23 protein-coding genes are annotated in these 23504 nt (G+C 47.2%); 7 read left to right on the top strand and 16 right to left on the bottom strand.

Annotated features, from left to right (window positions below; genetic code table 11):
• Positions 1-182: 182 nt before the first annotated feature.
• Entirely contained in the window at positions 183-1556 is a 1374-nt protein-coding gene (locus tag Q0394_RS00610; RefSeq protein WP_298944957.1) for an amidohydrolase family protein, read from the bottom strand.
• 130 nt (positions 1557-1686) lie between these two features.
• On the opposite strand from Q0394_RS00610, the gene Q0394_RS00605 reads away from it, so the two are divergent.
• The 4 genes from Q0394_RS00605 (at position 1687) to Q0394_RS00590 (ending at position 6993) form a co-directional block, all read left to right on the top strand.
• A complete protein-coding gene (locus Q0394_RS00605) occupies positions 1687-2337 on the top strand; it encodes a MerR family transcriptional regulator (protein ID WP_298944955.1) in 651 nt (216 codons plus the stop codon).
• Entirely contained in the window at positions 2334-5816 is a 3483-nt protein-coding gene (locus tag Q0394_RS00600) for an acyl-[ACP]--phospholipid O-acyltransferase (protein WP_298944953.1), read from the top strand. The genes Q0394_RS00605 and Q0394_RS00600 overlap by 4 nt, the downstream gene beginning before the upstream one ends.
• A gap of 171 nt (positions 5817-5987) precedes the next feature.
• Entirely contained in the window at positions 5988-6788 is an 801-nt protein-coding gene (locus tag Q0394_RS00595; protein ID WP_298944951.1) for a hypothetical protein, read from the top strand.
• A gap of 73 nt (positions 6789-6861) precedes the next feature.
• Complete coding sequence (locus Q0394_RS00590) at positions 6862-6993, top strand: hypothetical protein (RefSeq protein WP_298944948.1); 132 nt, start codon at positions 6862-6864, stop codon at positions 6991-6993.
• 188 nt (positions 6994-7181) lie between these two features.
• On the opposite strand, the gene Q0394_RS00585 is transcribed toward Q0394_RS00590, so the two are convergent.
• The 13 genes from Q0394_RS00585 to Q0394_RS00525 form a co-directional block, all read right to left on the bottom strand.
• A complete protein-coding gene (locus Q0394_RS00585; protein ID WP_298944947.1) occupies positions 7182-8009 on the bottom strand; it encodes an ABC transporter permease subunit in 828 nt (275 codons plus the stop codon).
• A complete protein-coding gene (locus tag Q0394_RS00580; RefSeq protein WP_298944945.1) occupies positions 8002-8661 on the bottom strand; it encodes an ABC transporter ATP-binding protein in 660 nt (219 codons plus the stop codon). The genes Q0394_RS00585 and Q0394_RS00580 overlap by 8 nt, the downstream gene beginning before the upstream one ends.
• A 10-nt stretch (positions 8662-8671) precedes the next feature.
• Positions 8672-9577: a NapH/MauN family ferredoxin-type protein gene (locus Q0394_RS00575; RefSeq protein ID WP_298944943.1), complete on the bottom strand. Its 906-nt coding sequence runs from the start codon at positions 9575-9577 to the stop codon at positions 8672-8674.
• Positions 9578-9580: 3 nt separating this feature from the next.
• Positions 9581-10036 (bottom strand): c-type cytochrome, encoded by a 456-nt coding sequence (locus Q0394_RS00570; protein ID WP_298944941.1) that lies wholly within the window; start codon positions 10034-10036, stop codon positions 9581-9583.
• A gap of 9 nt (positions 10037-10045) precedes the next feature.
• Entirely contained in the window at positions 10046-10618 is a 573-nt protein-coding gene (locus Q0394_RS00565; protein ID WP_298944939.1) for a hypothetical protein, read from the bottom strand.
• Positions 10619-10620: 2 nt separating this feature from the next.
• Positions 10621-11301 carry a 4Fe-4S dicluster domain-containing protein gene (locus Q0394_RS00560; protein ID WP_298944937.1) on the bottom strand — a complete coding sequence of 227 codons (681 nt, stop codon included), beginning with the start codon at positions 11299-11301 and terminating at the stop codon, positions 10621-10623.
• The gene (locus tag Q0394_RS00555) at positions 11298-12533 is read right to left on the bottom strand and encodes a nitrous oxide reductase family maturation protein NosD (protein WP_298944935.1); all 1236 of its coding nucleotides are present in this window, start codon (positions 12531-12533) and stop codon (positions 11298-11300) included. Before Q0394_RS00555 ends, Q0394_RS00560 begins: the two co-directional genes overlap by 4 nt.
• Entirely contained in the window at positions 12530-13291 is a 762-nt protein-coding gene (locus tag Q0394_RS00550) for a cytochrome C (protein ID WP_298944932.1), read from the bottom strand. The genes Q0394_RS00555 and Q0394_RS00550 overlap by 4 nt, the downstream gene beginning before the upstream one ends.
• A 135-nt stretch (positions 13292-13426) precedes the next feature.
• Positions 13427-16021: a Sec-dependent nitrous-oxide reductase gene (gene nosZ / locus Q0394_RS00545; RefSeq protein WP_298944931.1), complete on the bottom strand. Its 2595-nt coding sequence runs from the start codon at positions 16019-16021 to the stop codon at positions 13427-13429.
• Between the two features lie 15 nt (positions 16022-16036).
• Positions 16037-17110, bottom strand: a complete 1074-nt coding sequence (locus tag Q0394_RS00540; RefSeq protein ID WP_298944929.1) for a hypothetical protein — start codon at positions 17108-17110, stop codon at positions 16037-16039.
• Positions 17111-17266: 156 nt separating this feature from the next.
• The gene (locus Q0394_RS00535) at positions 17267-17845 is read right to left on the bottom strand and encodes an SCO family protein (protein ID WP_298944928.1); all 579 of its coding nucleotides are present in this window, start codon (positions 17843-17845) and stop codon (positions 17267-17269) included.
• Positions 17846-17873: 28 nt separating this feature from the next.
• Positions 17874-18335 carry a hypothetical protein gene (locus tag Q0394_RS00530; RefSeq protein WP_298944926.1) on the bottom strand — a complete coding sequence of 154 codons (462 nt, stop codon included), beginning with the start codon at positions 18333-18335 and terminating at the stop codon, positions 17874-17876.
• Complete coding sequence (locus Q0394_RS00525) at positions 18335-18814, bottom strand: copper chaperone PCu(A)C (RefSeq protein ID WP_298944924.1); 480 nt, start codon at positions 18812-18814, stop codon at positions 18335-18337. Before Q0394_RS00525 ends, Q0394_RS00530 begins: the two co-directional genes overlap by 1 nt.
• A 131-nt stretch (positions 18815-18945) precedes the next feature.
• Between Q0394_RS00525 and Q0394_RS00520 the strand changes: the two genes are divergently transcribed.
• From Q0394_RS00520 to Q0394_RS00510, 3 genes are read left to right on the top strand one after another with little or no spacing between them, the layout of a single operon-like run.
• Positions 18946-19881, top strand: coding sequence for a L,D-transpeptidase family protein (locus Q0394_RS00520; RefSeq protein WP_298944922.1), 936 nt, complete (start codon positions 18946-18948; stop codon positions 19879-19881).
• Entirely contained in the window at positions 19882-20124 is a 243-nt protein-coding gene (cmeU, locus tag Q0394_RS00515) for a CmeU family protein (protein WP_298944920.1), read from the top strand.
• Entirely contained in the window at positions 20117-21121 is a 1005-nt protein-coding gene (locus tag Q0394_RS00510) for an alanine racemase (RefSeq protein ID WP_298944918.1), read from the top strand. Before cmeU ends, Q0394_RS00510 begins: the two co-directional genes overlap by 8 nt.
• 506 nt (positions 21122-21627) lie before the next feature.
• On the opposite strand, the gene Q0394_RS00505 is transcribed toward Q0394_RS00510, so the two are convergent.
• On the bottom strand, positions 21628-22464 hold the full coding sequence (locus Q0394_RS00505) for a TIGR01777 family oxidoreductase (protein ID WP_298944916.1): 837 nt from the start codon (positions 22462-22464) through the stop codon (positions 21628-21630).
• 144 nt (positions 22465-22608) lie between these two features.
• A complete protein-coding gene (gene htpX / locus Q0394_RS00500; RefSeq protein ID WP_298944914.1) occupies positions 22609-23484 on the bottom strand; it encodes a zinc metalloprotease HtpX in 876 nt (291 codons plus the stop codon).
• Positions 23485-23504: the final 20 nt, after the last annotated feature.

Below are 23504 nucleotides of genomic sequence, written 5' to 3'. Positions count from 1 at the left end.
ATGCCGTAAAATTCGCTCGCTTTGCTAAATTTAGTTGTCGTCAAATTTGCAGCTTTTTAGGCGCAGTAGATAAGGCGCATAAATTTGACCTTATAATCTACCGCCGTCAAAATACGTGCAAATTTTACCAACTGCGCTCAAATTTGCACGCCCGCTATTAAATTTGCACCCCAAATCCAAGCTCAAATCTCCCCCAAAATCTTTTTATAGTTACTAAAAATCGGCGAATCCTCGCCAAAATACATACTCATCGCGCACACGTAGCGATCGAGCGGATTTTGGATGCGATTTAGCGTGAGACGCTTGCAAAACGGCAGGTCGTAGCTACTTAAAATCACGCTAAAAGGCACGGGAAAATCGGTGCCAAAAAGAATTTTGTCGTGGATTTGCGTTTGGGTTTTTAGGTGCGGCAGGATGCGGGCCTTGTTTATGCAAAGCAGTGCCGAAACGTCCGCGTACAGCCCGTTAAACTCGCGCAGCCAGCCAAGTAGCGTGAAGTAGTTTGCGCCGAATTTCTCGGGGTCCCTGGAGAGCGCCGTGAGAGCGCCGTCGCTTGAGGCGCCCATGTGAGCGCAGACGATGCGGCAACCTAGATTTAGCGGGGATTTTAGCTGCTCGATACTCTCAAGCGCCTTGTTTGACGCGAGCGAGTTTTCGTCGCCCACGTGGATCACGAGCGGCAGCCCAAGCTCGCTAAGTAGCCTAAAATAGGGCTCATAGCGCTTGTCGTTTAGATCCGTCTCCCAGTATGAGTGCAGCAGCTTGCCGCCTTTAAAGCCCATTTTATGGTATTTCTCGATCAAATTTAGCGCGTCTTTGCGGTTTGGATTTACGCTAAAAAACGGCACGACTTCGTTTGGATTTTGCTCGTAAAAGGCAAAAACATCTTCGTTTGAGGCGCAGACGGTTTTGTCCTTGTGCACGAGATTTCCGCCCTCATCAAATTTCGCATCGACGCCGAAAACTACGGATTTTTGGACGAAAATTGAGCTTTTGATCAGCCGCGCAAAGTTGCTTTTGTAGCCCTCAAAACCGTTTCTTATAAGCTCGCGCCTGTTTATGTCGAATTTTTTAGCGAAAAATGCGAGTGCTAGTTTGTCGTAAAGTCGGTCGAATTTCACGTCCGCGCTAAGCAAATGCGAGTGGATATCGACGGTTTTTATCTGCGTTAAATTTGAGCTTTGTAGGCCCCCTGAGTCGCTTTCGTTAAATTTGCCCGATGAAAATCCGCTTAAATTTGCTTCGTTTGTCGTTAAATTTACGCTCGCTTTGGCAAATTTACCTTTGGCGTAAATTTGACTCGCGTTTTGGCAAAACCCGAGCGTTTTTGGCGCGGCCGTCTCGCTCGCTCTCAAATTTGAGCTTAAATTTACCAGCGCGTTTTGCTCGGTTAAATTTGCGCGAGTTAAATTTGCCTCCGTTTTACGAGCTGTCAAATCAAAGCTTGCGGAATTCGTGCGGGCCAAATTTGCCGCCGTTTTTCCGCCTCTCAAATTTACGTCAAAGCCCAAAGCCTCCAAACTCTCGCATGCGCTATAAAAACCATCTCGAAACATCGTTTCTCCTTTTTAAAATTTGACGAAATCATAGCCTAAATTTTAAAAAGTGTCAAGTGGTGCTTTACACTTTATGATTTTCTAAGCTAAATTTGCGTAAGATTTCGTCAAATTTAACGAAAGGAAAGAGATGAGCTACAAGATGAGCGAGCTTTGCGAACTATCGCAAACGCCCAAATCAACGATACTCTTTTACGTAAAAGAGGGACTTTTGCCCGAGCCCGTGAAGGTAAAAGACAACGTCCATCAGTACGGCGAGGACACGCTTTTGATGCTAAATTTCATCAAATACGTCCAGAGCAACTTCCACCTCAGCCTAAAGGAGGTCAAGGCGCTCACGCAGCAAAAGGGCTTTAGTTTTAAGCGCTGCTACGAGGCGCTTTTTGATTCGCTAGATACCTTTATGGGGTCAAATTTCGCCCAGACGCTAAGCGCTAGCGAGGCGTGCGAGAGGCTAGGTATCACGGAGGCTGAGCTAGATAAATTTATAAAGGACGGATTTATCTTTATGCGAGGGGGCAAGCTAACCGAAAAAGAGGTCGAGATCCTGCAAATCGTGCTAGAAACCCAAAAGAGCGAGCGCGGGCGGGAAATTTTACAGACCTACATAAATTTAGCCAAGCAAACGGCCAAAATCGAAGCCGAGTGCGCGCGCGAAATTTACGCGAAATCAAAGGACAAAAACGCGGCCTTAAAGCTCGTTTTCGACAATATCTTGATCTTAAAACCCTACATCTTAAATTTCCACACCTTCGATGCCTACAAAAAGGAGAACAAATGAAAGGTGTTTTTTCGGTTAGGGGCTTTTTGCCCTTTTTGATCGTTATGTTTATCAATGCGGTCGTCGATCTTGGCCACAAAATCACGATCCAAAACATACTTTTTAAGAGCATCGAGGATGAAAATTTACAGATCATCCTGACCTCGCTCGTAAATTTACTAATCTTGCTGCCCTACATCATGCTTTTTAGCGTTTCGGGCTTTTTAAACGACAAATTTTCGCGCACCCGCATCACTAGATACGCGGCGGCGAGCGAAATTTTACTCACGCTTTTTATCACTATAAGCTACCTTTGCGGCTGGTTTTACGTGGCATTTGGCACGACACTGCTGCTAGCGGTGCAAAGCGCGATATATAGCCCCGCTAAATACGGCCTGATTAAAAAAATCACGGGCGCAGAAAAGCTTGGCGCTGCAAACGGTATCGTGCAGGCCTTTACTATCGTGGCGATTTTGCTTGGTTCGTTTGTTTTCTCGGCGATTTTTGAGAGCTACGCCGTAGCGAGCACGGACGCGGGCGAGATGATAAAATCGGTCTGGTTTATCGGCGCGATACTTTTCGTTTGCTCGGTAGCCGAGACTATTTTTACGTTTAAGATTCCCTTTTTCGAGGCAACCGACGCGGGGCTTAAATTTGACGCGAAAAAGTACTTTAAACTAGGCTACTTAAAAGAAAACACCAGGCACATCTTTAACAACAAAAACGCCTTTTTATGTACGCTGGGGCTTTCTGTTTTTTGGGCGGTAGCGCAGCTGGTTATCGCCGTTTTCCCAGCTCACTACAAGGCTATGAGCGCTGATAATAACGTCATGATCGTGCAGGCGATTTTAGCTGTTAGCACCATAGGCCTAGTCGCCGGCTCGGCGCTAGCTGGCAGCTACTCGAAAAACCACATCGAGATGGGCATCGTGCCTTTTGGGGCGCTGGGGCTGTTTGCTTCGCTACTTATGTTTGCGCAGGGCTCAAGTGCTGCGTTTATGACGCTGGCGTCCTTTTTGTTCGGTTTTAGCGGCGGCGTTTTCATCGTGCCGTTAAATGCTAATATCCAGTTTTTCACGTCTGAAGAGCAGATGGGCCGCACGCTAGCGGGCAGTAACTTTATCCAAAACATCTTCATGGCGGCGTTTTTGCTGCTTGCGATGGCGTTTAGCATATTTGCCGTTAGTACGCCGGAGATTTTCGTCATTACGTCGTTTTGCGTACTCATCTGCGCACTGGCGACGATAAAGTACCTACCGCATCTTTTCGCACGTTTGCTTATCATGCCGTTTTTTAGGATAGGCTACACGATCAACGTCGACGGCGTCGAAAATATCCCGCAAAAAGGCGGCGTGTTGTTGCTTGGTAACCACATGAGCTGGATAGACTGGGCGGTGCTGCAGATGGCCTCTCCGCGCCCGATCAGATTTGCGATGCACAAGAGCTTTTATGAAATTTGGTACCTAAAATGGCTGTTAAATTTATTTGACGTGATCCCCATTGGCGCGGGAGCGAGCAAAAGCGCGCTAGAAAAGATCCGCGAGTGCCTGGATGCCGGCGATGTGGTGGCGTTGTTTCCGGAAGGCCACATCAGCTATAACGGACAGATAGACGAGTTTGCGCACGGTTACGAGATAGCCGCAAGCGATACGAACTCTGTCATAGTGCCGTTTTATCTGCGCGGTCTTTGGGGTTCGAGCTTCTCGCGTGCTCAAAAATACTATCAAAGAATCAGCCGTAAAGTAGACGGCAAGCGTGCTATCAGGGTGAGCTTCGGCGCGCCTTTGGCGCCTGAGACCAAAGCCCCGCAGGTGCGCGAAAAAGTCGTCGAGCTGTCGTTTTTTAGCTGGGCAGAGTATCTAAAAACCCTAGAGCCTATGCAGTTTAGCTGGCTAAAACACGCTAAAGCGGATCTGTTTAAACGCTCGATGGTAGATAGCACGGGCGCTGATCTAAACAATCTCAAGGTTATCGCGACGGTGCTAGTGTTTTTGTCTAAATTTAAATTCTCGTTTTTGAAAGAGCGAAACGTCGGCGTGATACTGCCTTCCTCGGTGATGGGTAGCATTATAAATTTGATGCTATTTATCAGAGGCAAGATAAGCGTAAATCTAAACTACACGCTTAGCGAGCAAAATTTGATCGGCTGCGCGGACAAGGCTGGGTTAAGAAGTATAATCACGTCGCGCCAGTTTATCGCCAAGCTAAAGGCACGCGGCTTTGAGCTAGAAGAGTCGCTAAAAGGCAGACTAATCTACCTCGAAGACGTCGCACAAGGCATAAGCAAGGCCGATAAAATTTGCGCGATGCTAAAGGCGATTTTGATGCCGCACTGGCTGCTTGAGCTTATTTATTTTCGCGACGTTCGCATCGACGATGATGCTACGATACTCTTTAGCAGCGGCAGCGAAGGTACGCCAAAAGGCATCGTGCTAACGCATAAAAATATAATGGCTAACATCAAGCAAATTTCAGAGATCGTAAATACGGACGGCAACGACGTTATCTTAGCGTCGCTACCGATATTTCACTCATTCGGGCTTACCGCGGCGACCTTTTTTCCGCTTAGCGAGGGTATCGCCTCGGCTCACGTGCCTGATCCCACGGACGCCTTTGCCGTGGGTAAGATGGTTGCTAAATACCACGCGACGATAATGTTTGGCACTTCGACGTTTTTTAGGCTCTACACCAAAAACAAAAAGCTAAATCCGCTGATGTTTTCTACGATCCGCTACGCGATCGCCGGCGCGGAGAAGCTAAACGCGGCCGTTAAGCGCGAGTTTAAGATGAAATTCGGCGTCGAAATTTACGAGGGCTACGGCACGACCGAGACCTCGCCAGTCGTTAGCGTAAATACCGCAAACGTGCTAGAACCGGAGTTTTTTAAAGAGCTCGTTTTCTCAAAAGAGGGCAGTGTAGGCCTACCGACGGCCGGCACGATAATAAGAATCTGCGATCCAACGAGCCTAGCAAAGCTAGAAAACGGGCAGGCGGGCCTCATACTAATCGGCGGCCATCAGGTAATGAAGGGCTACTATCTGGATGAGGAGCGCACGAAAGAGGCGATCGTCGAGCTAGACGGCGTGCGCTACTATAATAGCGGCGACATCGGCTTTTTGGATGAGGCGGGCTTCTTAACTATCACCGATAGGCTCTCGCGCTTTGCCAAAATCGGCGGCGAGATGATAAGCCTGGGCGCGGTCGAGGCCCAAATTTCAGCCGTGCTGGGTGATGAGGCGACCTTTGTCTGCACCAACGTCGCCGACGAGAAAAAGGGCGAGCAAGTCGTAATGCTCTTTAGCGGCGAGATAAGCGAGGAGGAGCTAGTCGCGCGCATCAGAGCTTCTGCGATACCATCTATCATGCAGCCTTCAAAGATTTACAAAGTAGAGGCCGTACCGGTGCTGGGAACGGGCAAAGTGGACTTTAAATCAAGCAAAAAGCTAGCGGCCCAGTTGGTCGCCGGCGAGGGAAATTTGGGTGCGGCGGAGGAAGCTTAAATTTATGCTATGAGAGGCAAATTTGGCGACTAGGTCGTCAAATTTGCCTATCGTCTAAGCTCCGGCAAAAGACCCCTGTAAGATTAAATTTTAAAACAGCGATACCCGCTTATAAACACCTAAGTTTAATCACAATATAATCGTAATGAAAATAAAACAACAAGGCAAATTTTGAACTTAAATTTAAAACAAAAACTCTTCGGTAGCAAACTTAAAAAGATAGTTTGGTTGGTAGTGCTTTTTACGGCGATACTTGGCGCCGCATTTATCCGTATAATCCCCGATTACAACAAATACAAGCAGGGCTATTGCCTAAAAGAGGATAGAATTTTGTCTAAAGAGGAGCGCTTTAAGCGCGGAATTTTAGATACCTTAGACAGATCCGTATTGTTTTATGCCGCTATTACAGACAGATGCTATTATGTATATGACAATGAAGCTTGCAACTACGGCAATGGAGAATTTGCCGTTAAAGTAGGCTTTTATGAGACGGATAAATTTAATAACGATGATTGGTTGGAAGTTTTATCCAAAGAGTATGAGATAGAAAAACGTAAAAATCAAGACGCTTGGCTGCTGTATAGAAATATTTTTGTCGAGAAATTTCAAATGAAACCCGTAAATATAGCAGAAAGGCTAAAGATAAATTTAGCGGAGGGCTTTGCGGGCTTTGATATGCCAGTAATTGAATACAAAGGATTAAATAAATATCTTTTATATCTTGATAAAAGCTTTATTCTTTATGATGATTTTAAATTCAGTGCTATTTTGGTTAGAGTTCCTGAAGGATATACTCCCAAAGATTTATTGGATAGAAAGCAATATTATGAAAGAGAGATTCAAACCAGATCATATAGCGAAGATGACTTTAAAATCGACACATGCGGCAATAGCGATTTTAAAATTTATAAAAACAATGCCGAAGAAATAGCGGATCGCCTGGTAAGAGAGGACTTGTTTAAAGGCGGTTGAAAAGCCTAATCATTTGAAATTTACCAAGCAAATTTCAAATCAAAAAATAAAATCTCAACACAAAGGATAAATAATGGCTGTATTTAATCTAAATTTAAACGACGACTATTCAAAACAGCTGCTAAGCTACTATATATGGAGTCAAGATACCCAGCCGCCGGTCGGTAAGGCGGCGTCCAATAAATATATCACCGCGATAAAATAAAAGGCGAATTTTGAACTTAAATTTAATACGCCTCACCGCGATAAAAAATTTTGGGTTTTAGCGGTTATGGATAGCGTAAAAATAGCGTCGTTTCATCGCGGTTTAGCCGCATCGGCGGTCAAATTTGCTTGATAAAACGACTAGCTAGCCTGCCTAAACGCCAAATGCCTACCGCAGACTAGCTAAATTTACACCAAATCCCTGCTGCTAAAGATAAAATATCCCCCGATAAGCATAATCGCGCCTAAAATCAGCGGGTAAAAAATCGAGTAAAGCACGAATCCAAACGCGCTAAAGTTGTTTAGCACAAAATTCGACGCCACGCCGATCACGGCTAAATTTGGATCAAACAGGCTAATCGCCGCGATCCTAAAGACCTCGATGGGGTTAATGAGCGCGATAAAAAAGATGATATCCTCGCGCACGTTGCTTTTCATCAAAAAGCCCATCAGCGCGAGATCTAAAAATGCTAACAAGATAAGCCAGAGTAAAAACGCGACGCCTTGACCCATTTCTTGATTTTTGATAGCCGAGGAGATGAGAAATCCAAACGACAAAAACACGAAGCTAAGCGCGAAAAGTAGGGCGGTGTAGAGGCTTAGGATATCCCACGGGATCTCGATTTTTTTAACCAGACCCGCGACTACTGCTAAAACAAAAGAGAGCAAAAGCGGCACAAAAATGACGAAAATGCGCCCCAAAGCCTTGCCGAAATAGTATTCGCCCAGGCTAACGGGGAAGCTAAGCATATACTCAAGCAAATTCGTGTCGCGGTCGGCGCTGATGCTGCGTACGGTCGAGATGAGGATAAAAATAGGCACGATAACGATACAAATTTGGATAAAAAGCAGCAAAAGCCGCGTAAGTCCGCTAAAACCGAGCACTCGCGAGTCCGTCACGCCGCTAAAGATAAAAGTAACGATAAGCCCCATAAAAACCAGCATATAGATGAGAAACCAGCGCGAACGCAGCGACTCGGCGACGTCTAGTTTGGCGATGAGTAGCAGGTTACGCATGCGCGCCTCCTTGAGAGATTAGCTCGTCTTTTACGATTTGCCCCAGATCCATCTCGACGTAGCGGTTTGATATGCCTTGCACCTCATCAAGCCTGTGCGAGATGAAAACCAGCGTCTTTTCTCGCGCGAACTCGCCCAGTAGATCCATAAAATTTCGCCTGGCTTTCGGGTCTAAATTTGCCGTGGGCTCGTCAAACATCATAGCCTCGGTATTTTTAGCAAAGGCGATTGCGATTAGCATTTTTTGCTTCATACCGCCCGAGAGTTTGTAAAAGGGCTTGTGAAAGTTTCCTTTTAGATCAAGCTCCATTTTTTCGCAAAATTTCTCTATGTTTTCCTGCGTTACGCCCGAGCTTTTGCAGACGAACTCGCAAAGCTCCTTTAGGTTAAATTTAAGCGGCGGCGGCGTTTGCGGGACGAAAGATATCACGCTAAGGGCTTCTTTGCGCGCGGTAAATGGGTCAAAGCCGTTTACTCGCACCTCGCCGCTGTTTGGTTTAAATTCGCCCAGGATTATGCGCATCAGCGAGCTTTTGCCGGCGCCGTTTTGTCCTAGCACGACCGTTTTTTGCCCCTTTTCTATGCTCAAATTTATGTTTTGCAGTATCTTTTGCGAGCCAAAAGCCTTTGTGATGTCTTTTAAGATTATCAAATTTATCCTTTTAGATGAGCTTTTTAAAGCCGTTGTCAAATTTCAGCGCGTCGTGGTGACACACGTCGATACAGCGCCCGCAAAGCGTGCAGTCGCCGCCCACGAGACGAAATTCTTTTTTATTTTCGTCGTCGCCTGTTTTAGCATTTTTCTTCGTGATCTCTAGCACGTGCGGCACGAGACAGGTATCTATACAGACTAAACAGTGGTCGCAGCGCTCTTTATTCCAGCTAACTTTGACGGCATTGGTGCGGGTTAGCAGTGAGTAGGTCGCGCCGATGGGACAGACGTAGCGGCACCAGCCTCTGCGGGAGTAGAAAATCTCGACTAAAAGCACGAAAAGGGCAAACCAAATCGCGTGAAAATAACCGTAAATAATAAAGCGCGATACTATGCCTGTTACGCTAAAAATCTCAAACACGAGCTGCGAGCTAGCAAAACTCATCGCGATAAAAAGCGCGGTAAAGACGTAGCGCCATTTGGGATCGAACTCGCGGCGTTTGATTATCTTTTTGGCGGCTAAATTTTCGTGGATTTTCTCGCCGATCTCGCCCAAAAAGGTATAAGGACACACCCAGCCGCAAAAAGCTCGCCCGCCCACGAGCGCGTAAAAAAGCAAAATCGTAGCCGTGCCGATGATCAAATTTATCGGAAACTCGTGCGTCGCGGCAAATACCTGAAAGCTCATAAAAGCGTCGGTCAAATGAAAGCCTAGGATCCTTGATCCGCTGATGTCGCCTTCTAAAATTTGAATATCCGCGCGGTAAGAAAGCACGAACAAAATATGCACTAGCGCGATCGTCATGAGCCGCCAAGCGCGGATGCTAAGGCGCTTTTTGCCCTCGGCGTTTTTTACCGTGAGCGTGCTTGGAAACGGGACTTTGGCGACCGTGCAGCGCGTGGCGTACTTGTCCATTTTCTACTCTTTAAATTTTGAAATTTCATCCGCTAGCAAGCCTAAATCCTCGTCTGATACGTTCGTAAGAAGCCCCTTCATCAGGCTATTTGGCACCTTGCCCTCTTTGTAGTTTTTTAGCGAAGCTAGGATTTCGTCCTTGCTTTTTCCTGCGATACTAGGCGCCATTATGCCCTTGCCGTTTGCTCCGTGACAAGGCGCGCAGGAGGTCAGGTATCGCTTGCTAACGCCGTCGCTAGGCTGATTTGCGACGCTGTTTTGTAGCTGTTTTATCTTTTTGATCTCTTCGCTATCTTGCAAATTTAGCTCTTCGTTTACGACCTTTGGCTGCGTTTGCTGCGCCGGCTTTAGCTCGGGCCTGCTAGCGTCCTTTATGGGTGCTGAGGGCTGACTAGTTAGCATAAAAACCATGAGCGCAAGTACCAAAACTCCAAAGATTATCGCTATTTTCTTTCCCATTTTAGCCTCCTATTTTTTTCTAAATTGCTCGTTAAATTCGCTGATTTCATTTGCTAGGGCGCGGATTTGCGCCTCGTCTAGGGTTTGGACTAGGTCTTTCATCAGCGGATTTGCCTTTTGCTTGCTCTTATATGCGGCGATCATGTCGTAAATTTGATCCGAGGTTTTATTTAGCAGCGACGGGCCGATGATACCGTTGGCGTAGTCATCGTGACAGGCGGAGCATTTTACGATAAAGTCCTTGCTAAGCCGCCCTTTGATGAGTTTTAAATTTATGCTTTGCAGCGGGCTTCGCACCATCGCTAGTGCGCCTACCGAGCGGCTAGTTTCGCTTTCCTCGTCGTCCAGGCCAAATTTGACTCTCTTTTTGCCGTTTATATCGTAGGTCATAAACTGATCGTAGTCTTTTTGCGCGGTTGCGTTTGAGTCCGCTTTTTGCGTCTCTATCATGCCTGCGGCGGCGGGCGTCGCTTGCGTTTTTGCCGCTTGCGTCGCGCTTTTTTTATCATCTTTGCTTTCGCAGCCCGTTATCAGCATGGCAGCAGCGAGGGCGACGAGACAGCCTAAAATTTTATTTCTCATTTTTATCCTTTGTAAATTTCTTCATAGCCGCGGTTTGGCGCGATGTCGATGATTTGCACCGGGCAAACCTCGGCGCACACGCCGCATCCGACGCAACCTTGTTTAAATTCGGGCAAATTTCGCCCGTCGCTTTTAGCCATCGCTATGGCGACGTCTCCGACCGGACAGAGGCTCACGCATAGATCACAGGGCTTGTCCACGCTATTTTGGACGGCGTCTTTTACGGCTTGCTCGCGGTCGTTGTAAATTTTACGCTCAAGCATTTTCGTAATGCCGTTTAAATTTACGTTTTCGTTTTTGTACGCTAGACAGGCCTCGCGTCCTCGCAGCACGCCCACGCCCATCTTTACGTCGCTGATCTGCGTCGTAGCGTGATCTAGCGCGCCGCTAGGACAGGCCAAAACACAAGGAAAAAGGTCGCACAGATAGCAGCCTCGCTCGTGCGCGTCGATATAGGACGTGCCGTTTGAGTAGCCCTGCGTTATATCTAGTAGCTCGATGCTGTGATACGGACAGACCTGCACGCACTGGCCGCATTTTATGCAGAGTGATTCGAAATTTTTAACCGCACCCGGAGGCCGCAAAAAAAGCTCGTCCGCGCGCGTTTTGGGTAAAAAATATCCGATGCCGTAGCCTGCGGCCGCCGCGCCTGCCGTTAGTGCGATAAAATTTCGTCTATTCATAGCGTTGCCTTTTGAGCGTTGTTTGGGCGCATTTTAGGAGAGTCGTCCTCTAAAAGCTTAAGCGGCTCGGAAAAGGGGGCAAGTTTAGCTAGGAAATTTAGCCCGCTAATCACGGTGGAGCCGTAGAAAAAGCGTAGGGCCGGATAATACTGCCAAAGCTTGTCGGCGTAAACGAAGTGCAAGTATGGCGTATCGCCGATGCCGTCTCTATCGACGTCGAGTCCTTCGTATTCGTCGAAATAATTACCGCTCCACTCGTTTAGCTCGATCTTTGAGCCCGGAGTGTCGTTGATAGCCGTTTCCATGTTTCCGATAAAATCATTGCCCTTAAACACGCTTTTTTCCTGCGTCGCGTGCATTTGCAGCCCGATGACGTTGTATAAAATTTGATTGTTTTCGATCAAATTTACGGCGCCCGGATTTAGCGGCGAGCGGTCGGAGTAGATGCCGCGCGAGTTATATAAAAAGGTATTTTCGCTCACGGTAAAGCCCGAGGTATCTTTTAGCGCGATACCCACGCCGAATGCTCCGTTTGAGTTGATTATCACGTTTCGGCGCACGAGGGAATTTGTTGAAAACATAAAATACATCCCCACCGCGCCGCCGCTAAATTCGTTATCCTCGATGAGGTTACCCGTAGAGTACATCGTATGCACGGCGTAGCGGTTGTTTTTGCCGAAATTTTTGCGGATTATGTTGTTGCTGGAAAACCACGCCACGATGTCGCGGCTGTTATAGACGTAGTTGCGCTCGATCAAATTTTCGTGCGAATACCACGCGCGCACGGCGTCGCCGCGTCTAGGCACGTCAAATCCATCTTTTGAGGTGATGTTGTTATCTCTTATCACGGCCTGGTTGCATTCTGATAGCTCGATACCAAAAAGCACGTCTTTAAAGCGGTTTTTCTCGACTAAAATATTATTGCCCTTTGCGCAACTTATGCCCGCGTCTAGGTTCATTTGACTCGTGCCGCTGCCTTCGATGTTTAAATTTATGAGCTTGACGTTTTTTGCCGTTACTTTTATCACGCTTGATTTGCGGTCGCCTCGTATCACGGCGTTCTCGCCTTTGCCTATTATCGTTAGCGGTTTATCTACGATTATATTTCCTTCGTAAAGGCCGTCGTTTAGGCGCAAGATGTCGCCCGGTTCGGCGGCGTTTATAGCGTCTTGCAGCGGACCGGCCAAGGCCGTCAAATTTAGCGCGCAAAAGAGCAAAAGCTTAAATTTCATTTCGCGTCTTTGAGCTCTTTTTTCTTTGAAAATACGGCTAGGATACAAAGCGCACTCATAGCCATCATCACCCAAAATCCTATGCTAGGATACGAGTGCGTCGTAAACTGCGCGACCTTGCCGTCGCCAAGCACGGTCGGCATAAACGGTTTGATCTTAAACGCGCCCCACTCTTGCATATTGTGTCCGTACCAGTATAGCCAGCCCGCAAACGCGCCCATGAAAAGCAGCGGAGCTATGGTCGGAAGCACCATGAGTAGGGAGTTAAATTTGCCGTCGTAGTATAAAAAGGCTAGCATACAAAGCGTGGAAATAAGCAGATAATAAGGCGCAATCGCGCGCTCGACGTTGCCGCCGTGTTCCATCGGATACATGCCGATGTAGTGGTTTATGGTGTTCATCTCGTGCACGTCGCCGCCGTATCCGTCAACGTGGAAATAAACGGGAATGCCGTCCGGAAAGGCATCTTTTGGATAGTTTGGCGCTTCAAGCGCGACGTACCAGATAGGAAAAGACGGCGTGCCGATCTCGGCTTTTTGCTCGATCGCTTTTTGCAGGCTGGCTTTTACGTCGTCTGGCATCAAGTGATTTTTGTACTGAAACGAGGTGTAAAGGTCGTAAATTTTATACGAATATCCGGCAAGCGGCTCGCCTGCGGCGATTTTAGCCTTCGCGCCGAACCATCCAAGAACCGGGATCGTAAAACAAACGGTCATCAAGACTAACGCGATAATAGTGTAAATTTGATACTTCTTCATCGTTTCTCCTTTATTAAATTTAAAAAATTTTTCGCAAAACGCTTTTTAAATTTAACGCAGGAGGCTCGGGTTACGCACGCCGAGCCTCAAATTTAGCGTACTGATTCGGACCGCTAAGCCCGAATCAAATTTTGATTACATTCCTGCGTTTTCGTCGATCCATTTTAGGTATTCGATGATATCTTTGATCTCTTGATCGCTCATGTGCTGATTAGGCATTCTTAGGTTAAAGTAATCGATCATAGACTTGATATACTCGTCGCCGTAAAATTTAGACGGATCTTTGATAAAGTCAAACACCCATTTCTCGCCGTTTTCGTGACGCAAAAGAACGCCGGTTAGATCTGGACCCGAGCTAACCTGACCGATGACGTGGCAGCCGTTACAACCGCCTTTTAGATAGGCTTCCTCGCCTTTGGAGGCAGCCGGGCTCATAGGCGTGGCGATCTCTTTAGCGAGATTGTTTTTAGCTCTTAGGCCGACGTCCGCGGTTTTAACCATATACTGCCATACTTGGTACTCCCATAGTATCGCGCCGTTTACGTCGCCTTTTTTGTAGGCTTCGTCGGCTTTTGCTTTTACTTCAGGGATTTTGCCGTACTGATCCAGAGCGTCGGTAACTAGCTCTTTTACCTTAGGATATTTTTCATAATGCTTCTCTTTTAAATACGTAACGACGCTTTGGATAACTTCGTCGGTAGCTTTGTTTGTAGCGATTACTTTATCGTATTCGGCTTTTAGAGCTTCTGGACTTAGGGTTTTTAGCTTGCTTGCTTTGGCGGATTCGTATTTTTTGTTCGGATCTTTAACTAGCAAGTAACCCATCATCTCAAGGTGCAGCGCAGAGCAAAACTCTGTGCAGTAGTAAGGGAATACGCCCTCTTCGTCCGCTACGAAATTTACGGTCGCTGTTTTACCAGGCTCTAAAGACGCGTGGATGTTATAAAGATCCACGGTAAAGCCGTGAGTCTCGTCCTGGGCGCGCTCCAGGTTGGTTAGGTGGATGGTTACGTTGTCGCCTTTATTTACCTCGATATGCTCAGGATTGATGTGGCTTCTGATCATCGTAGCATAGACGGTTACGTTTTTGCCGTTGCGCTCGACTCTTTCTTGTCCGGCAAGAGTTGCGAACGGACTTTCTTTACCGGTGCGAGAGTTTGTTCCCATGGCATAGGTGGTAGCCGGTTTTAGCTTGCTAGCCGCGATCGAAACTACGTCGTGAGGTTCGCCCAGAGGTATCGGCATATCGTATAAAAGCTCCATTTTTGAGCCGGCTATGTCGATTAGCTGGTGGTTTTGCGGGTGAAGAGGGCCGACCGGGTTAAAGCGATCGATCGAAAGTTTATCAAGAGCGATAGCGTATTTTCCCTTAGGTTTTGACGATTTTCCCTCCATAGTATCAAGGTGTCCGATGTTGTAGTGGACGTTGATCCTATCTAGAACTTTTAGATTTTTGTAGTCCCATTTCACGATCTGGCTATCGACGTAAAGAGAGGTATAGATGATGCCGTCTTTTTCGTCAAAAGAGTTGTGCAGAGGTCCAAGGCCAAGTTCGACTTGTCCTTGCAAGCTCTTTGCCATATCAAGCACAGGGATGCCGTACGGATCGGTGCCGGCAAACTCTTTTTTATCGATTAGGTTTTTGATCTTTTTAAAATCATAAACCGTCGCATGAGTATCTAGCTTGCCGCCGATAACGATATAGCGGCCGTCAGGAGTGACGTCTACGCCGTGCGGGCTCTTTGGCTCAGGGATCAAAAATAACGCGCCGGCTTTAACCGCGGCGTCTATGGTAACTACTCTATGACCGTTTATCTCCATGTAGTTTTTCTTATCCTGAGCTAGCTTTTCTAAAATTTGCCAGTTATAAATGTGCAAATAGTCAGTGTCGTTTCTGCTCGCGCCCGCTTCAAACGGAGGCAAGCCCTTTTCGATACCGCCCGTATACATCTCGGAGTTTATCGAGTTTGTAAACGCCCAACCGAAACTCTCGCCCTTACCGGCGTCGCTTAGGTCCTGCCAGTACGGAGGAAGCTCGAGCGAGAAGGATGCTTTCTCGTCTATCTTACCTTTTGGATAGTCAAATTTCCAAAACGTTACCGCGCCGCGGTATGCGCTTTCGTACTCGTCTATCGAGTGGTAGCCGTTATCTAGCGGAGCCGCGTACTGCGCCGCTTCGATGACGTATTCGCTATTTGGAGTGATGAAGCTGCCGCCGTGTTCGCTTTTTACGATTGGATTAACGACGATTTGAGTAGTTTCGAAATCGTGCAAATTTATAACCGCGATGCGAGGGTTGGCTTTGTCGTTGATGAAAAGATAATCGCCGACGTATTCGCCGTTTTTCTCGGTTAAAGCAGGGTGGTGAGTGTCGCCCCACGTGATTTGTTTGCCTCTGATGGCGCCGCTTTTTAGGATGGCTTTAGACTCCTCGTCGTAGCCGTATCCCTGCCAAGGCTCGGGCGTAAAGACGCCGATATACTTGTAAATCCTCATTGAAGGCACGCCGTAAACCATTACCTGTCCGCTTTGGCCTCCTGAGGAAAATACGATGTAGTCGTCTTTTTTACCGCTTGGCTGATATGTTTTAGCGGCCGCTAGGATGTCTTTTTCCGTTAGTCCGCGCGCTTTCATGATAGCTTGCAAATCGCTATCCGATGCACACGCACTGCTAACGGAAAACGCGAGGCCCGCAGCCGCAACGATACCGCAACTAAGTAGTTTGTTCATTGAAAATCTCCTTTCCTAAGATTTTTTCTTGCAAATTTGGATCTCGCCGTTTATGCTAACGGCTATGACGCTATCTTCGTCGTTAAAAATTTTTATCACGGCGTCTGAGTTTTTGCCTATTTTTTCTATCTGTTTAAACTCGGCGTCGCTTCGTAAAATTTCGCCGTTTCCAAGCCCGATATAAACTTTATCCTGTACGACTAGCAGGCTTTTAACGCGCGAATTTGAGATTTTGTAAATTTGGACGATTAGGTTCGGGGCGGCTTTGGTCTCTGTGCTCGCCGAGTTTTTTGTTTCTAAATTTGTAGAGTTCATCAAATTTGCGTTTGCTTTGCCGCTAGTCAAATTTAGATCCGCTTTGTTTTGCGCGTTTTTGACGGCGGTTAAATTTGAGCTAGAGTTGTCTTTGCCATTTGTTTGCGTCAAATTTGCTTCGGCGTCAAATTTGAGGCTAGCTATCTCGCCGCTAGCAAGTCCGAAAATTACGCCTGATTTTATCTCCGCCGCGCTCAGAGCTACGGATTTTAATCTGCCTAGATTTTTTGCTTTCATGGTGCTTAAATTTACGGTAAAAACCGATCTATCCCAGCTAGTTATCAGTGCGGCGTCGTTTAAAATTTGACAGGTCGCGATATGGTATGCGCCGTCAAGACTCGCGCGCATCAGCTTTTTTGACGCAACGTCGTATGCGACAAAGGTGTCTTTGCTGACGACCGCGTAAATTTTGCCGTTTGCGACGTGAAGGTGCGTTACCTGCGTATCAAGGCTTAAATTTGAAAGATTTAGCATGCCGGCAAAAGAGCTAAAATCATCGTTAAATTTAGCTATCTCGCCGCCAGCAAATCCTGCGTATAAATTTACGCCATCAAAGGCTAGCGAGGTTATCTCGTCTGTTTTAAAGTCAAATTTGCTTATGGGTTTTAAGTCTTTTTGATTAAGTATATTTAGCGAATTTTTGGCATCGTAGACGGCTATGGTTTTGTTTTGCTCGCTATAGGCGCAGCTTTTTACGTCGAGACTAGCCGTGGCGCTAACGTCGCTTGCGAAGGAGAAAATAAACAGAGCGCATACGAGCGCTATAATCTTCATGGATGACTTCCGAATTTTAAATTTCCGCTAAAGAAACTATACAACCGGAAGGCTTAAAGTATATTGATTTAAATCAATATCAGTAATAATTGACCATAAAAAAATATCTCTGTGTTATAACGTAACACTCATAACAACTAAATAATAAAGCTATTATTATTTCAGATTTTCCAGCGTTTTCTTGATGTTTTGCGCCGTTAGATTGGAGATCTCGGCGACGAATTTACCGTTTTTGTCTAGTACGTAGAGCGAGGAGCTGTGTGCGACGGAGTACTCCATGACCGATTTTTCAAGCAGCACCTTTTGATACTTCACGCCGTAGCTTTTTGCAACCTTAGGCAGATCGTCTAATACTATACCGTAAGAATTCGGATAAAAATACTTCGCGTACTCATCGACGTTTTTAGGTTCGTCGCGCTCCGGATCTAGGGTGACGAAAATCACGACGATATCGTCTCTTTTTAGCTCGTTTAACACGCCGCTTAAGATACCTAAAGTCGCGGGGCAGACGTCCGGACACGAGGTGTAGCCAAAGTATATAATCTTATTTTTACCCTCAAAGCTCTTTAGACTCACCGCGCCGTTTGTGCCCTTGCCGGTAAAATCGTAATTTTTTAGACCCTCGGCGACGTTTGCGCTTTGACCGTTAGGGGCGTATTTGTTTGAATAAAATGCGAGATAACCTACGCCAAGAACCGTTAAAATCAGTATAAGTACGATAAGAAGCTTTTTCATCATCCGCCCTTTCAAGTGAAATTTGCATCTACTGATGCAAGTCGAAGTCTATATAAAGTCCGCTTTTTTTACCGTTTTCTAGCACCTCGAAACGGTACCTCATGATGTTTATCAGGCACGCGCTTAGCACGATGTTTGATATGTAGGCGTTGTCGCGTTTTTCTACTTCGGCCTTAATCACACCCATGTCCATATTTACGCCGTGGATCTCAAGGCTCGGGTTTTTAAACCCTTCTAGCCCCTCGATGCGCACTAGCGTAGGCTGCATAGTGTAAACGGGCTTTGGCGAGAGGCTAAATTTAACCGTCTTGCCGCGAAACTCTACGCCGCATGAGTGCTCGGCGTTCATATCGCAGGGAAGCGGGGTTAAATTTGCCCCCACGTCCTCTGCGCTCAAAAAGTCCTCTTGTGCTTGCGGTTTAAAAAACAGGTACGCCGAAGCACCCAAAACGCCGATTAACAGGACTAAAATAATGAGAAATTTTTTCATTAATGCTTGTGGTGTCCGCCGTGATCGTGTCCGTGTTCGCCGTCTTTTTTAGCTACGACCGCTTTTGCGACGATGTCTTTTACTTCGAGTTTTTGTCCGTTGTCAAACTCTAGCGTAGCGTCTAGTTTGTCGCCCTCTTTGATCGGAGCTTTGATGTCCATTAGCATTACGTGCAGACCGCCAGGCTTTAAATTCGCCTCGCCCATCGCAGGCACCTCGATATTTTCTATTTGCACCATCTTTTTCATGCCGTCTACTTCTTTGTGCGTATGTATCTCGCCCGTAGCGGCCGCCGGAGAGCTAGCGCCGACTAGTTTTACTGGCTTATCTGTGTTATTTTTGATGTCGAAAAACAGAGCCGTATTTTTTGCGCCGGGAGGTGTAGCCTTGGCGTAGATATCAACGATCTCGATATCTGCGGCGTTTGCAAAGCCCAAAGAGGCGACTACTAGAGGTAAAGCTAAAAATTTGCTTTTCATTTTTTGCGTCCTTTACGTATAATTTTGATATTCGCTATTGTAACACAAAATAAAAGCTTTTTAAAATTTTTAAGAGAAAATGTAATATAATTCTGGCCTTTATTACGAAAATACTCAACGTTAGGGAAATTTTGAAAAAACTACTCGGCTTACTTATTTTTTATGCTTTTTTTTCTCAAATTTTACTCGCCGAGGCTTTAGCGGACGCAAATTTGACGGGTACAAAATACTGGCTGGAAAAGCTAGGCGCAGCCGACGTCAGATACGGCTACTACGAGGCTAAAACCAAAATCATCGTCGTAAATAAAGCGCAAAAAACCCTGCAAAGCTTCGAGTATGCGGGCGGCGCGCTGGAGCAAATCTTTTCTCAAAGCGTGATAACTGGCAAAAGCGGGGATAAATTTAAAGAAGGCGACCTAAAAACGCCGGTCGGGGTTTACGACATCACGGACAAATTTACGCCGCCCGATCCCTTTTACGGGCCGCTTGCTATGTCGTTATCGTACCCAAACGCCCACGATAAGGCTGCGCAAAAAACGGGCGGAGGCATCTGGATACACGGCCTGCCGATGAAAGGCAAACGTGACGATGAAGTAAAAACGCGCGGCTGCGTGGCGTTTAACAACGACGCGCTGGTGGAATTCGGCAAACTGATCGGTAGCGAGGGCGTCGTGATAATCAGCGAAAGCCAAAAGGTGGACGCTAGTAAAGACGACGTAGCGCGCGTTCTGGCGCATCTGCACGAGTGGTTGCAGGCGTGGCGAGATAACGAGACTAAAATTTACCTCGGCTTTTACGCGGACGAATTTGTAAAGATAGAGGGTAAAAACGCGCTAACGAGGGCTAAATTTGCCGAAAATAAAAAGAGAATTTTCGCGCTAAACGAAAAAAAGAGCATAAAAGCTTCAAATTTTAGCGTGACGCCGTATCCAAACATCAAAGGGCAAAATCTTTTTAGAGTGGTTTTTGACGAGGATTATGCTGCGCCCAGCCATGAATTTAAGGGGCAAAAAGAGCTCTATGTGCGGCTAGATAAAGATAAATTTAAAATCTTAACGGAGAAGTAAATGCAAGAAAAAAGCGAAATAGTAAAGGCTCAAATCGAGGAAATTTTAAAGGCGAGGGGCGAGTTTTTTGCCGAGCTAGACCGCCAAGTGCCAAAGGTTGCGGGTACGGACGTGTTTGACTTTGCGGCGGTTAAAGAGGCCGATCTAAAGGCGCTTTACGCCAAATTTTACTCTTACGATTATAGTATTAGAAAGCTGCTTCCTAATGTTTATGAGGCGTTTGGCGTAAATTTCAATGTCTGAACTCGTTTTAAGCAGATCCGCCTACATCCATAATCTAACCAAAATTTGCGCCAAAGCCGGCGGCAAAGATCGCGTGATTTTGGTGCTAAAAGACAATGCCTACGGTCACGGAGCGGCGCTTGTGGGGCGTGAGGCGGCGAGCTATGGTATCAAATTTTGCGCGGTCAAAAACGAGGCCGAGGCGCGCGAGCTGGAGCCCTTTTTCGAGCACATCCTCATCCTTTCGCACATCCCGCACGGAGGCGAGAGCGAGCGATTTATCTACGCTATAAACGACATTTCTCTGATTGCTAAATTTAAACAAAGTGCGCGCGTGCATATCGCCGTCGATACGCTCATGCACCGAAACGGCGTGGCGATAGATGAGGTGCGGGCGGCGTGCGAGGAGGCTTTGGCGCACGGACTGCAAATTTGCGGTGCATTTACGCATTTTAGAAGTTCTGAGGAGCTTAGTAGCGATTATTTTGTGCAGAGGCAAAATTTCGCCGCGGCAAAAGCCGTAGTGCGCGAAATTTGCGGCGGTTCGAATTTGACCTTTCACTCGCACAACTCAGCTGCGACAGAGCGCTTCGGCGAACTAGCGGACGAGTGCGTGCGCGTGGGTATTGCAGCCTACGGATACGCGCAGTTTGACGAGAGTTTGGAGCTAAGGCGCGTGGCATCGCTTTGGGCACATAAAGTTAGCGGTAGAGTACTAAAAAAAGGGCAATGCGCGGGCTACGGCGCTAAATTTTGCGCGAGCGAGGATATGCAAATCGCCGTTTACGACCTAGGCTACGGCGACGGACTGCTACGCTATACGGGCGAGGGCGAGCTATGCACGGCCGGCGGACAGCGACTGCTTGGCAAAATGTCGATGGATAGCTTTTGCTGCGAATACGTCGGCGATAAAATTTGCGTATTTGACGATGCGCGCGTTTGGGCGGATTTTTTCGGCACGATCAGTTATGATGTTTTGACTAAGCTTTCGCCTAGCATCTCGAGGCGGTTTGAGTAAAACTTCTCGCAGTCCGCTTGAGCTCGCAGGTAGCAAACCCTGCACGCAGAACTAGCGGCAAAAGTTAGCTTTCCAAATTTATGAGCTTAGTCTGCTATCTTCAAAAACGTAAATTTGCCGTCTGATTCAAATTTACTCCGAATTTTGCCTAATATCGGCTCGCGGTTTTGTAAATTTGAGACATCGTTTGGCGGTCAAAAAATTTATCGCTTTTTTTCTTGGGCGGATCGTGCTAATTTTGCCTAAGCGTCAGGTTCGCTAAATTTTGCTTACCGATTTATAGCCTGCTATATTAGCGGGCAAAGCATTTTATGTTTTAAGGTGCTACCGTATTTGCTTTTATGCCTCTACGCCGGCGTTTTTAATTTGGATTTGCGATAAAATCGGACGAGATTCTATGCAGCTAAATTTTCGTAGCGGCGTCAAATTTACGCTGTGTTGGCGCGAGCCGCATTTTGCAAAAACCGAAGCGGAGCATTTGGCTAAGCAGGCAAAATTATTTAAATTTACTTCAAAATATCCTCAAGTGCTGCTTTTAGATCGCTAAATTTAAAGCTAAATCCGCTCTCCATCAAGGCTTTGGGATAGACTTTCGCACCCTCAAGCAGTACGACAGACCCCTCACCCAGCATCAAATTTAACGCAAATTTAGGCACTTTAAAAAACGTCGGTCGTCCTAAAACCTCGCCTAAAATTTGAGTAAATTCTCCGTTTGTGCTAGGAGTCGGCGAAACGAGATTAAAAACGCCGCTTTGGCGGTTTTGCAAGGTAAATTTAAATGCCTCTAGCAAATCAGCGACGCAAATCCAGCAAAACGCCTGCTCGCCGCTACCGATCTTGCCGCCAAGACCGAGCCTAAATGCCGGCAGCATCTTGGCTAGCGCGCCGCCTCGACCTAGCACCACGCCTAGGCGAAATATCGCCGTTTGCGTCCGCGCTTTAGCGGCCTCGCTCTCCCACTCGCATGCTAGCTCTCCCAAAAATCCGCGGTCAAATTTGACCGAGCTCTCGTCGTGATCAAGCCCGTTTTCGTAGATGCCGATAGCCGAAGCGCTGATGAAAAATGGCGGATTTTCTAGCTCGTTTATAGCGCAAACTAGCGTGTGCGTAGTCTCTATCCTGCTTGCGCGAAGCTGCTTTTTATAGGCCTCGCTCCATCTGGCCGCGATAGAAACACCTGCTAAATTTATAACCACATCGCAGCCGCTGATGGGGTTTTCGAGCGCGTATTTGTCGGCGTAGGCGGCCCTCGGGATAGCTACGACCTCGTGCCCCTGGGCTTTAAAAAATCTGCAAAGCTCGCCGCCGATAAATCCGCTCGTGCCGTTTACGGCTATTTTCATATTTTGCCTTTTTGATAAATTTTTATTTTGACGCGTACGGCTAAATTTGACGCGACGCAGGGTTAAATTTAGCGTTAAATTTAACGCTCAAGCCATTTCGCTTAAATTTGCCGGCAAAACGAGGGCTTAAATTTGCCGTCAAATTTACTTTCTAAAATACTCTTTCACGCCGTTTTCGCCATCTAGTTGCGAGCGTAAATTTTCTAGCGCGGCGATGCGATCTTGGGTGCTCGGGTGCGTACGAAATAGCGAGCCCAGAGCGCTTTTTGCGCCGCTAAAGGGATTAACGATAAACATATGCGCGCTTTGTTCGTCGGCGTTTGCCATCACGTGTCCGCGCGCGTAGTCCTCGAGCTTGCGCAGCGCGCCGGCTAGGTGCTGGGGCTTGCCCGTTATCATCGCAGCACCCCTGTCGGCCTCAAACTCCCGCGCCCGCGAGATCGCCATGCGTATGATCGTGGCTGCTAGCGGCATGATGACGGCTAGGGCGATTAACATTAGCGGATTTTGCTTGCCTTGACGGTTTGCTGCTCCAAACTGCGCGAAATTTGCCAGTATCGCGATCGCTCCAGCAAAAACCGCCGCGATAGAGCCCGTTAGGATGTCGTAGTGGCGCACGTGGCTTAGCTCGTGAGCTAGCACGCCCTCGATCTCGTCTTTGTTTAGTATATTTAGCAGGCCCTCGGTCACGGCTACCGCGGCGTGGCTAGGGTTGCGACCTGTGGCAAATGCGTTTGGTACGGCTTCTGGGATGATGTAGATCTTTGGCATCGGCAAATTTGCCTTCGCGCAAAGCTCGCGTACAATCTGATAAAGCCCCGTCGCGTGCGCCTCGTCCATGGGTACGGCTCGGTAGTGCTTGAGCACGAGTGTGTCCGAGAAAAAATATGAAAAGAAATTCATCCCAAGCGCAACTAAAAATGCGATCATCATACCGCTCGTGCCGCCTATCGCGCCGCCGACCGCTACGAAAAGCAACATCAGCACCGTCATCAAAAATGCGGTTTTAAAAAGTTCCATTTGTTTCCTTTACTCGTAAA

Source organism: uncultured Campylobacter sp., assembly GCF_938039205.1.
Lineage (GTDB): Bacteria > Campylobacterota > Campylobacteria > Campylobacterales > Campylobacteraceae > Campylobacter_A.
The sequence above is the reverse complement of the archived record's forward strand: the minus strand, read 5'-3'. Positions and strand labels throughout refer to the sequence as shown.

Coding starts and splice junctions, on each gene's coding strand:
- Q0394_RS00535 (WP_298944928.1), bottom strand. CDS start 17,845: ATGAAAAAGCTTCTTATCGTACTTATACTGATTTTAACGGTTCTTGGC.
- nosZ (WP_298944931.1), bottom strand. CDS start 16,021: ATGAACAAACTACTTAGTTGCGGTATCGTTGCGGCTGCGGGCCTCGCG.
- Q0394_RS00560 (WP_298944937.1), bottom strand. CDS start 11,301: ATGAATAGACGAAATTTTATCGCACTAACGGCAGGCGCGGCGGCCGCA.
- Q0394_RS00605 (WP_298944955.1), top strand. CDS start 1,687: ATGAGCTACAAGATGAGCGAGCTTTGCGAACTATCGCAAACGCCCAAA.
- Q0394_RS00555 (WP_298944935.1), bottom strand. CDS start 12,533: ATGAAATTTAAGCTTTTGCTCTTTTGCGCGCTAAATTTGACGGCCTTG.
- Q0394_RS00540 (WP_298944929.1), bottom strand. CDS start 17,110: ATGAAGATTATAGCGCTCGTATGCGCTCTGTTTATTTTCTCCTTCGCA.
- Q0394_RS00590 (WP_298944948.1), top strand. CDS start 6,862: ATGGCTGTATTTAATCTAAATTTAAACGACGACTATTCAAAACAGCTG.
- Q0394_RS00600 (WP_298944953.1), top strand. CDS start 2,334: ATGAAAGGTGTTTTTTCGGTTAGGGGCTTTTTGCCCTTTTTGATCGTT.
- cmeU (WP_298944920.1), top strand. CDS start 19,882: ATGCAAGAAAAAAGCGAAATAGTAAAGGCTCAAATCGAGGAAATTTTA.
- Q0394_RS00505 (WP_298944916.1), bottom strand. CDS start 22,464: ATGAAAATAGCCGTAAACGGCACGAGCGGATTTATCGGCGGCGAGCTT.
- Q0394_RS00510 (WP_298944918.1), top strand. CDS start 20,117: ATGTCTGAACTCGTTTTAAGCAGATCCGCCTACATCCATAATCTAACC.
- Q0394_RS00550 (WP_298944932.1), bottom strand. CDS start 13,291: ATGAAGAAGTATCAAATTTACACTATTATCGCGTTAGTCTTGATGACC.
- htpX (WP_298944914.1), bottom strand. CDS start 23,484: ATGGAACTTTTTAAAACCGCATTTTTGATGACGGTGCTGATGTTGCTT.
- Q0394_RS00530 (WP_298944926.1), bottom strand. CDS start 18,335: ATGAAAAAATTTCTCATTATTTTAGTCCTGTTAATCGGCGTTTTGGGT.
- Q0394_RS00575 (WP_298944943.1), bottom strand. CDS start 9,577: ATGGACAAGTACGCCACGCGCTGCACGGTCGCCAAAGTCCCGTTTCCA.
- Q0394_RS00570 (WP_298944941.1), bottom strand. CDS start 10,036: ATGGGAAAGAAAATAGCGATAATCTTTGGAGTTTTGGTACTTGCGCTC.
- Q0394_RS00565 (WP_298944939.1), bottom strand. CDS start 10,618: ATGAGAAATAAAATTTTAGGCTGTCTCGTCGCCCTCGCTGCTGCCATG.
- Q0394_RS00585 (WP_298944947.1), bottom strand. CDS start 8,009: ATGCGTAACCTGCTACTCATCGCCAAACTAGACGTCGCCGAGTCGCTG.
- Q0394_RS00525 (WP_298944924.1), bottom strand. CDS start 18,814: ATGAAAAGCAAATTTTTAGCTTTACCTCTAGTAGTCGCCTCTTTGGGC.
- Q0394_RS00610 (WP_298944957.1), bottom strand. CDS start 1,556: ATGTTTCGAGATGGTTTTTATAGCGCATGCGAGAGTTTGGAGGCTTTG.